The sequence below is a fragment of the Streptomyces sp. WI03-4A genome, assembly GCF_033792105.1.
Lineage (GTDB): Bacteria > Actinomycetota > Actinomycetes > Streptomycetales > Streptomycetaceae > Streptomyces > Streptomyces collinus_A.
This window is the reverse complement of sequence record NZ_JARAUO010000026.1, coordinates 112,065-122,053: the sequence shown is the minus strand read 5'-3', so window position 1 is coordinate 122,053 and position 9,989 is coordinate 112,065. Positions and strand designations below refer to the sequence as shown.

The 9,989-nt window shown below is 69.1% G+C and carries 6 protein-coding genes and 1 pseudogene; all 7 read right to left on the bottom strand.

Annotated elements, in window-relative coordinates; translation table 11 throughout:
• Positions 1 to 317 (bottom strand): annotated as a pseudogene (locus tag PV343_RS24815) (hypothetical protein); the annotation flags it as partial.
• An 18-nt stretch (positions 318 to 335) separates the two neighbouring features.
• Complete coding sequence (gene gyrA, locus PV343_RS24810; RefSeq protein WP_319149158.1) at positions 336 to 2,933, bottom strand: DNA gyrase subunit A; 2,598 nt, start codon at positions 2,931 to 2,933, stop codon at positions 336 to 338.
• A gap of 42 nt (positions 2,934 to 2,975) precedes the next feature.
• Positions 2,976 to 5,057 (bottom strand): DNA topoisomerase (ATP-hydrolyzing) subunit B, encoded by a 2,082-nt coding sequence (gene gyrB / locus PV343_RS24805; RefSeq protein ID WP_319149157.1) that lies wholly within the window; start codon positions 5,055 to 5,057, stop codon positions 2,976 to 2,978.
• Positions 5,058 to 5,431: 374 nt separating this feature from the next.
• Positions 5,432 to 5,968, bottom strand: a complete 537-nt coding sequence (locus PV343_RS24800) for a DUF721 domain-containing protein (protein WP_319149156.1) — start codon at positions 5,966 to 5,968, stop codon at positions 5,432 to 5,434.
• Positions 5,965 to 7,086 carry a DNA replication/repair protein RecF gene (gene recF / locus PV343_RS24795; RefSeq protein ID WP_319149155.1) on the bottom strand — a complete coding sequence of 374 codons (1,122 nt, stop codon included), beginning with the start codon at positions 7,084 to 7,086 and terminating at the stop codon, positions 5,965 to 5,967. Before recF ends, PV343_RS24800 begins: the two co-directional genes overlap by 4 nt.
• 52 nt (positions 7,087 to 7,138) lie before the next feature.
• A complete protein-coding gene (gnd, locus tag PV343_RS24790; protein ID WP_319149154.1) occupies positions 7,139 to 8,014 on the bottom strand; it encodes a phosphogluconate dehydrogenase (NAD(+)-dependent, decarboxylating) in 876 nt (291 codons plus the stop codon).
• 177 nt (positions 8,015 to 8,191) lie between these two features.
• Positions 8,192 to 9,322, bottom strand: coding sequence for a DNA polymerase III subunit beta (gene dnaN, locus PV343_RS24785; RefSeq protein WP_319149153.1), 1,131 nt, complete (start codon positions 9,320 to 9,322; stop codon positions 8,192 to 8,194).
• Positions 9,323 to 9,989: the final 667 nt, after the last annotated feature.

Sequence of the window (9,989 nt, the reverse complement as noted above, 5' to 3'; positions counted from 1 at the left end):
GCGCCGGCGGGCGCGGCCGCCTGCGCCGGATAGGCCTGCGGCGGGTGGTAGGGGCCGTCGGGCTGCTCGGGCCGGCGCTCGCCGGGCAGCGGCGAGGCCGAACCGGTCTGCCCGCCTCGGGTGTCCGTCACAGCTGCCCCCTGCGCTCCGTGGGTGCCAGGCCCCGACGAGTCCTTCGCGGCGTCCTTGACCGCTCTCAGCTGGGTGGTGTGCGGGTCCGCCGCCCCCACCCCGTTCGTGGCGGAGCCACGGCCGCCGCCGTCCGCTCCCGTACCCCTGGAGGTACCGGCCGATCCGGCGCCCGTGGCTCCGCTCACGATGACTCTCTCCTCGTGCTACTCGGCCGAGGGCGCCTCACCCTCGTCCGTGCCGGTGGTCGCGGCACCCTCGGCGGTCTCGTCGACGGGCTCGTCGCCGTCGACCTCCTCCGCCTCGCGTCCCGCCTCGGCGTTACGTGCGATACCGACCACGGCATCGCGCTTGCCCAGGTTGATCAGTTGGACGCCCATGGTGTCACGGCCCGTCTCCCTGACCTCGTTGACTCGCGTACGAATCACACCGCCGGACAGGGTGATGGCGAGGATCTCGTCGTGCTCCTCGACCACCAGCGCGCCGACGAGCGAGCCGCGGTCCTCCACGATCTTGGCGGCCTTGATACCGAGGCCGCCGCGACCCTGGACGCGGTACTCGTCGACGGCGGTCCGCTTCGCGTACCCACCGTCCGTCGCAGTGAACACGAACGTACCGGGTCGAACGACATTCATCGAGAGAAGCTCGTCGCCCTCGCGGAAACTCATCCCCTTGACACCCGAGGTGGCGCGGCCCATCGGGCGCAGGGAGTCGTCCGTGGCGGTGAAGCGGATCGACTGGGCCTTCTTGCTGATCAGAAGCAGATCGTCGTCGGCCGAGACCAGTTCGGCGCCGATCAGTTCGTCATCGGTTCCGTCCTCCCGCTCGCGCAGGTTGATCGCGATGACACCGCCGGAGCGGGGCGAATCGTAATCCTTCAGAGGCGTCTTCTTGACCAGACCGGACTTGGTCGCCAGGACCAGGTACGGCGCCGCCTCGTAGTCACGGATCGCGAGGATCTCGGCGATCGCCTCGTCCGGCTGGAAGGCGAGCAGGTTCGCCACGTGCTGGCCACGCGCCTCGCGGCCGGCCTCGGGCAGCTCGTACGCCTTCGCCCGGTACACCCGGCCCTTGTTGGTGAAGAACAGCAGCCAGTGGTGCGTGGTCGAGACGAAGAAGTGGTCGACGATGTCGTCTTCCTTCAGCTTCGTGCCGCGCACGCCCTTGCCGCCACGCTTCTGCGCCCGGTAGTCGTCCGTCTTGGTCCGCTTGACGTAACCGCCGCGCGAGACGGTGACGACGATGTCCTCCTCGGCGATCAGGTCCTCGATGGACATGTCGCCCTCGTACGGGATCAGCTTGGTCTTGCGGTCGTCGCCGTACTTCTCGACGATCGCGGCCAGCTCCTCGCTGACGATCCCGCGCTGGCGGACCGGCGAGGCCAGGATCTTGTTGTACTCGGTGATCTTCGCCTGGAGTTCGTCGTGCTCCTGGACGATCTTCTGGCGCTCCAGGGCGGCCAGCCGGCGCAGCTGCATCTCGAGGATGGCGTTGGCCTGGATCTCGTCGATCTCCAGCAGGCCCATCAGGCCCGTGCGCGCCACGTCGACGGTCTCACTGCGCCGGATCAGCGCGATGACCTCGTCGATGGCGTCCAGGGCCTTCAGCAGACCGCGCAGGATGTGGGCGCGTTCCTCCGCCTTGCGCAGCCGGAACCGCGTACGGCGGACGATGACCTCGATCTGGTGCGTCACCCAGTGCCGGATGAACGCGTCCAGGGACAGCGTGCGCGGCACGCCGTCGACCAGCGCCAGCATGTTGGCGCCGAAGTTGGTCTGCAGGTCGGTGTGCTTGTACAGGTTGTTCAGCACGACCTTGGCGACCGCGTCCCGCTTGAGGACGATGACCAGGCGCTGACCGGTCCGCGAGGAGGTCTCGTCGCGGACGTCGGCGATGCCGCCGATCTTCCCGTCCTTGACCAGGTCTGCGATCTTCTGCGCCAGGTTGTCCGGGTTCACCTGGTACGGCAGCTCGGTGACCACCAGGCACTGGCGGCCCTGGATCTCCTCGACCTCGACCACCGCGCGCATCGTGATGGAGCCGCGGCCGGTGCGGTACGCCTCCTCGATGCCCTTGCGGCCCACCACCAGGGCGCCGGTCGGGAAGTCCGGGCCCTTGATGCGCTCCATGAGCGCGTCCAGCAGCTCCTCGTGCGAGACCTCGGGGTTCTCCAGGTACCACTGGGCGCCGGCCGCTACCTCGCGCAGGTTGTGCGGCGGGATGTTGGTCGCCATGCCGACCGCGATCCCGGCCGAGCCGTTGATCAGCAGGTTCGGGAAGCGCGCCGGCAGGACGGTCGGCTCCTGGGAGCGGCCGTCGTAGTTGTCCGTGAAGTCGACGGTCTCCTCGTCGATGTCGCGGACCATCTCCATCGACAGCGGCGCCATCTTGCACTCGGTGTAGCGCATCGCCGCGGCCGGGTCGTTGCCCGGGGAGCCGAAGTTGCCGTTGGAGTCCACCAGCGGCATCCGCATCGACCACGGCTGCGCGAGCCGGACCAGCGCGTCGTAGATCGAGGAGTCGCCGTGCGGGTGGTAGTTGCCCATGACGTCGCCGACGACACGGGCGCACTTGTAGAAGCCGCGCTCGGGGCGGTAGCCGCCGTCGTACATCGCGTACAGCACGCGGCGGTGGACGGGCTTGAGACCGTCCCGGACGTCGGGCAGCGCACGGGACACGATGACGGACATCGCGTAGTCCAGGTACGAGCGCTGCATCTCCGTCTCGAGCCCGACGGGCTCGACGCGCATCGCGAGCTCGCCGCCCTCGGTCTCAGGGGTATCCGGAGTGTTCTCGTCGGCCATTGCTGGTGAAGATCCTTCCTGGTGCGGTCAGCTGAGACCGACTCAGATGTCGAGGAAGCGGACGTCCTTGGCGTTGCGCTGGATGAACGCGCGGCGGGCCTCGACGTCCTCGCCCATGAGGACCGAGAACAGGTCGTCGGCCTGGGCGGCGTCGTCCAGGGTGACCTGGCCGAGGACGCGGTGCTCCTGGTCCATCGTGGTGACGCGCAGCTCCTCGGCGTTCATCTCGCCGAGGCCCTTGAAGCGCTGGATCGAGTCCTCGCGGACGCGCTTGCCGCGCTGCCGGCCCATCTCGATCAGCGCGTCGCGCTCACGGTCCGAGTACGCGTACTCGATGTCGTCGCGGCCCCACTTGATCTTGTACAGCGGGGGACGGGAGAGGTACACGTGCCCGGCCTCGACCAGCGGCCGCATGAAGCGGAACAGGAAGGTGAGCAGCAGGGTGCTGATGTGCTGTCCGTCGACGTCGGCGTCCGCCATCAGGATGATCTTGTGATAGCGGAGCTTCTCGATGTCGAAGTCCTCGTGCACGCCGGTGCCGAAGGCGGAGATCAGCGCCTGGATCTCCTGGTTCTGCAGGATCTTGTCGATCCTGGCCTTCTCGACGTTGAGGATCTTGCCGCGGATCGGGAGGATCGCCTGGTACTGCGGGTTGCGGCCGGACTTGGCCGAACCGCCGGCGGAGTCACCCTCGACGATGAAGATCTCGCACTTGGTCGGGTCGTTCGACTGGCAGTCGGACAGCTTGCCCGGCAGGGACGCCGACTCCAGCAGACCCTTGCGGCGGGTCAGATCGCGGGCCTTGCGGGCCGCCACGCGCGCGGTGGCCGCCTGGATGCCCTTGCGGATGATGTCCGCGGCCTCGACCGGGTTGCGGTCCAGCCAGTCGTTGAGGTGCTCGTAGACCGCCTTCTGCACGAAGGTCTTGGCCTCCGTGTTGCCCAGCTTGGTCTTCGTCTGGCCCTCGAACTGCGGCTCGCTCAGCTTGACCGAGATGATCGCGGTCAGGCCCTCGCGGATGTCGTCGCCGGTGAGGTTGTCGTCCTTCTCGCGCAGCAGCTTCTTGTCGCGGGCGTACTTGTTGATCAGCGACGTCAGCGCGGCACGGAAACCCTCTTCGTGGGTACCGCCCTCGTGGGTGTGGATGATGTTCGCGAACGAGTAGACGCCCTCGCTGTAGCCGCTGTTCCACTGCATCGCGACCTCGAGGGACAGGCTCTTGTCCCTGTCCTCCGCCTCCAGGTCGATGACGGTGGGGTGGACCGCCTCCCCCTTGCGGGAGTTGAGGTACTTCACGAAGTCGACGATGCCGCCCTCGTAGTGGTACGTGACGGTCTTGACCTCGTCCTTCTCGTCCGCACCCGCCTCGTCCGCCCCGGCGGTGGCCTTCGCCGACTCGCGCTCGTCGGTGAGCTTGATCGTGAGGCCCTTGTTGAGGAACGCCATCTCCTGGAAGCGCCGCGACAGCGTCTCGAAGGAGTACTCGGTGGTCTCGAAGATCTCCGCGTCGGCCCAGAAGGTGACCGACGTGCCCGTCCGCTCGATGGCCTCGTGCTTGGCCAGCGGCGCGGTGGGGACGCCCATCTTGTAGTCCTGGGTCCAGCGGTGCCCGTCGGTCCTGACCTCGACGGAGACCTTGGACGACAGGGCGTTCACGACGGACACGCCCACACCGTGCAGACCGCCGGAGACCGCGTACCCGCCGCCGCCGAACTTGCCGCCCGCGTGCAGCACGGTCAGCACGACCTCGACGGCCGGCTTGCCCTCGGAGGGCACGATGCCCACCGGGATGCCACGGCCGTTGTCGACGACGCGCACGCCGCCGTCGGCGAGGATCGTCACGTCGATGGTGTCCGCGTAACCGGCCAGCGCCTCGTCGACCGAGTTGTCGACGACCTCGTACACCAGGTGGTGCAGGCCGCGCTCACCGGTGGAGCCGATGTACATACCGGGTCGCTTGCGGACCGCGTCCAGCCCTTCGAGCACGGTGATGGCGCTGGCGTCGTAAGAAGCGGCGACCGCGCCGGAGTCTGCGGCCGCGCGGTTCACGCCGGCGTCGGTGGACGGGATGTTCTCGTTGGGGTTGCCGGAATCGGCCACGAAGCGCCCTTTCTGGCACAGCACGAGCCGGGCTCGTCGGCAGGTTGCCGGAGCGGCTGCGGCATGTTGCGTTGGTAAGCCTTGATCAGCGTTGCTCAGCTTTTCCCGGGCGGTCCCCACGTTGGGGCGGGATTGGCTTCCAGTCTACCGGTAGCGCCGACAGTGATGGGGGTTTGCCGGTACCTGAGTCCGCATGTGCCGCCCTGAACCGGGCTCGGCCGGGTCCCGATATGGGGAAGGGGGCTCCAAGGGGCTCACAGCGGCACTCAGCGCTTCGCGCCGTCAACCCTTGGCTACCGGGGGGTCAGATGGCGATCCGGTGGTGATCCAGTGGTGATCCACACCTGTGGACAGGCGTGCCGAAGGAACCCCGCGCTGATCGTCGAACGTGAGGTACGTCACCCGTAGGTGTCGCCGGGACCGGTGCTTCCCGGGGCCCGAAGCGGGCCGTAACGGCGGGCCGGGCCGCCGGGACCGTTCACCTTGATCATCCGGACCGTGCCGTGGCCGAGGTCCTCGTTGAGCCGGGCGACCAGCGTCGGTGCGAGCAGCCGCAGCTGGGTCGCCCAGGCCGTCGAGTCACAGCTCACGGACAGCACCCGCTCGTCCTCGTCGTACCGCTGCGGCACGCAGTGCTTGGCCAGGTCCTCGCCGACGATCTGCGGCCAGCGGCCCATGACGCCGCCCACCGCGGCCGGCGCCTCCCAGCCGCGCTCGCTGATCAGCCGGTTGATCGCTGACCCCAGCGCCATGGGGTCGCGGCCGTCGGCGCGCGCGCCGGAACGCAGACCGCCACCGCGCCGCGCCTGCTTCTTCTGCCGTGCGGCGTCCCCCCGCGCGCGTGCCTGCTCCTTCGCCGCGCGCAACGCCACGCGCGCGAGGTCGACGCCGGAGGGCTCCGGGTCCTTGCGGGGCTTGGGCTCGTCGGTGCTCATACGCGCTCCACCGTTCCGTCGGCCACCGCGTACCGGGCGCCGACCAGCACATGCGGGACGTCGTCGTCCACGGCGGCGGTGACCAGCACCTGCTCGCCGGGCGCGACCAGCTCGGCCAGCCGCTCACGGCGGCGGGCGTCCAGCTCGGCGAAGACGTCGTCCAGGACCAGCACCGGCTCGTTGCCCTCGGCGCGCAGCAGGTCGTACGAGGCCAGGCGCAGCGCCAGGGCGTAGGACCAGGACTCGCCGTGCGAGGCGTAGCCCTTGGCGGGCAACTGGCCGAGACGGAGCACCAGGTCGTCGCGGTGGGGACCCACGAGGGTGACTCCGCGCTCGATCTCCTGCTTGCGTGCCTCCGCGAGAGCCGCCATGAGCTGGGCGTAGAGGTCCTCGCGGGTGTGCGCCTCCCCGGGCGCGGACGGCTTGTACTCCAGGACGACAGGCCCGCCGCCGGGTGCCAGCTGCTCGTACGCCTTGTCGGCCAGCGGCTGCAGCGCGGCGACGAGATCGAGCCGCTGGGCGAGCAGCTCGGCGCCGGCGCGCGCGAGGTGCTGGTCCCACACGTCGAGGGTGGACAGGTCCATGGAGCGCCCGCCGTGCCGGCGCGCGAGGGCGGCGGACTTCAGGAGCGTGTTGCGCTGCTTGAGCACCCGCTCGTAGTCGGAGCGCACGCCCGCCATGCGCGGCGAGCGCGCGGTGATCAGCTCGTCCAGGAACCGGCGCCGCTCACCGGGGTCGCCCTTGACCAGCGCGAGGTCCTCGGGAGCGAACAGCACGGTCCGCACGATCCCCAGCACGTCCCGCGGCCTGACCTGCGAGGACCGGTTGATGCGGGCACGGTTGGCCCGGCCGGGGTTCAGCTCCAGCTCGACGAGCTGCTGCCGCTCGCCCTGTCTGACCTGGGCCCGGATGACGGCCCGCTCGGCTCCCATGCGCACCAGGGGGGCGTCGGAGGCGACGCGGTGGCTGCCGAGGGTGGCGAGGTAGCCCACCGCCTCGACCAGGTTGGTCTTGCCCTGGCCGTTGGGTCCGACGAAGGCGGTGACGCCCGGGTCGAGCGGCACCTCGACCCGGGCGTACGAGCGGAAGTCGGCCAGCGAAAGATGCGTGACGTGCATGGTCGTTCGCCGACCTCCCCCAGGGTTGTGGATCGCGGTGCGACCCTGTGGATTACTTCTTCTCTACGGCGTGGCCGCCGAACTGGTTGCGCAGCGCGGCGATCATCTTCATCTGCGGCGAGTCCTCCTGGCGGGAGGCGAACCGCGCGAACAGCGACGCGGTGATCGCGGGGAGCGGCACCGCGTTGTCGATGGCGGCCTCCACCGTCCAGCGTCCCTCACCGGAGTCCTGTGCGTAACCGCGCAGGCTCTCCAGGTGCTCGTCGTCGTCGAGCGCGTTGACCGCGAGGTCGAGCAGCCAGGAGCGGATGACGGTGCCCTCCTGCCAGGAGCGGAAGACCTCGCGGACGTTCTCCACGGAGTCGACCTTCTCCAGCAGTTCCCAGCCCTCGGCGTAGGCCTGCATCATCGCGTACTCGATGCCGTTGTGGACCATCTTCGCGAAGTGGCCCGCGCCGACCTTGCCGGCGTGCACGGCGCCGAAGTCGCCCTCCGGCTTGAGCGCGTCGAAGACCGGCTGCACCTTGGCGACGTTCTCCGCGTCGCCGCCGTACATCAGCGCGTACCCGTTCTCCAGGCCCCAGACGCCGCCGGAGACGCCGCAGTCGACGAAGCCTATGCCCTTGGCCGCCAGCTCCTCGGCGTGCCGCTCGTCGTCCGTCCAGCGGGAGTTGCCGCCGTCCACGACCACGTCGCCCGGTTCCAGCAGCTCGGCCAGCTTGTCGACGGTCGACTGGGTGGGCTCGCCGGCCGGGACCATCACCCAGACGACGCGCGGGCCGCTGAGCTTGCCCACAAGCTCTTCCAGGCTGTGGACATCCGCGACGTCCGCGTTGCGGTCGTACCCGATGACGGTGTGGCCCGCGCGGCGGATCCGCTCGCGCATGTTGCCGCCCATCTTGCCGAGGCCGACGAGACCGAGCTCCATCAGTTGTTTTCCTTAGGTCGCTGTGTGGCGTGAGAGGCACCTTCGTGCCGTGCCGAGCCTAAACCCGGACGCTCATGCACAGCTGTGGGCATACGCGCTCATGCGTAGCCCCTCACCTGCGGGTTCTTCCACAGGCCGGGGAACTTCTCCACCGGCCTGTGGACGGCCGTCGGCGGCTCAGCCGCTCAGCCGCACCGGCATGATCAGGTACTTGTAGGCCTCGTCCGCCTCCGCGTCCAGGGCCGGCTTGCCGCTGAGCAGCGCGGGCTTGGTGGACGTGGTGAACGAGAGCTGGGCCACGGGGGAGTCGATCGCGCTCAGACCGTCCAGCAGGAAGGTCGGGTTGAAGGCGATCGAGATGTCGTCGCCGTCGAGCTGGGCGTCGACCCTTTCCACAGCCTGTGCGTCGTCGCTGGAGCCGGCCTCCAGGATCAGCACGCCCTGCTCGAAGCTCAGCCGCACCGGGGTGTTGCGCTCGGCGACCAGGGCCACGCGCTTGACGGCCTCCACGAAGGGGGCGGTCTCGATCACGGCGATGGAGTTGAACTCGGTCGGGAACAGCGTGCGGTACTTCGGCAGGTCGCCCTCGAGCAGACGCGTGGTCGTACGGCGGCCCGCGCCCTCGAAACCGATCAGGCCCTCGCCGGCGCCCGACCCGGACAGCGCCAGGATCACGCTGTCGCCGCTCGTCAGGGCCTTGGCGGTGTCCTGGAGCGTCTTGGCGGGCACCAGGGCGACCGCGGAGACGTCCGGGTTCTCCGGCTTCCACAGGAACTCGCGGACCGCGAAGCGGTAACGGTCGGTGGAGGCCAGGGTGACCGTGTCGCCCTCGATCTCGATGCGCACACCGGTCAGCACGGGCAGCGTGTCGTCACGGCCGGCGGCGATGGCCACCTGGGAGACGGCGGCCGCGAAGACCTCGCCGGGGACGGTGCCCGTGGCGTTCGGCATCTGCGGCAGGGACGGGTACTCCTCCACCGGCAGGGTGTGGAGGGTGAAGCGCGAGGAGCCGCAGACCACGGTCGCCCGTACACCGTCTGTGGAAATCTCCACCGGGCGGTTGGGGAGGGCGCGGGAGATGTCGGCGAGCAGCCGGCCGGAGACGAGCACGGTGCCGTCCTCCTCGACCTCCGCCTCGACGCTGACCCGGGCGGACACCTCGTAGTCGAAGCTCGACAGGCTCAGCTGGCCGTCCTCGGCCTTCAGCAGCAGGCCGGCGAGGACAGGCGCCGGCGGACGGGCCGGGAGGCTGCGTGCCGCCCAGGCCACTGCCTCCGCGAGTACGTCGCGTTCCACCCGGATCTTCACCGTAAGCCGCCTCCTGCTGTTGCTACTGAGTCCTCCGACTCGGCGTCACGGCCCACCACGACGGGAAGGACGCCGGGGACCAGTCTGACGCACCGCACTGACAGTAGGTGCCTGTCGGGGTCAAGTCGCTCCGAGGGGCAGCCGGGCTCGAGAGGGCGAGTTGTGCACAGGCCCCGCTTCGAAACGGATTCCCAGCTCTCTCTAGTCGGGAGTAGTAGTAGGGCCTGTGGATACCGTGGATAACCTCGTTTTCCCAGGTCACACCCACAATTTTGTCCACTGGCCCTGTGGGCGGAGGCGGTGGAAAACCAGGGGTCTCTGTGGAGAACAGAAAGTTCTGCACACACCGCCCACAGCCAGGGGGCAGTTCTCCCCAGCTGTGTCCCCAGGTTTACCCACGTTTCCCACACCCCAATCCGGCACCTTCGTGTGACGGCTTTCACTCGACGCGGTGACCGGGGGCTTCGGGTTGCCGAACAGTGGACAGCCATGTGGAGAAGCGGCCGATCGCTGGGGACAACCGGCCCCAGCCTGTGGGCTACCCGTGGACAACTTCGTGCACAGCCTGTGGATCTCCGCTTCGTCCACAGCCTGTGGAGATCATTCGTCCACGATTCCACAGGGTGCTGACCTGCGTGGACGTCGTCTCCCCAGGCTGCCTGTGGAC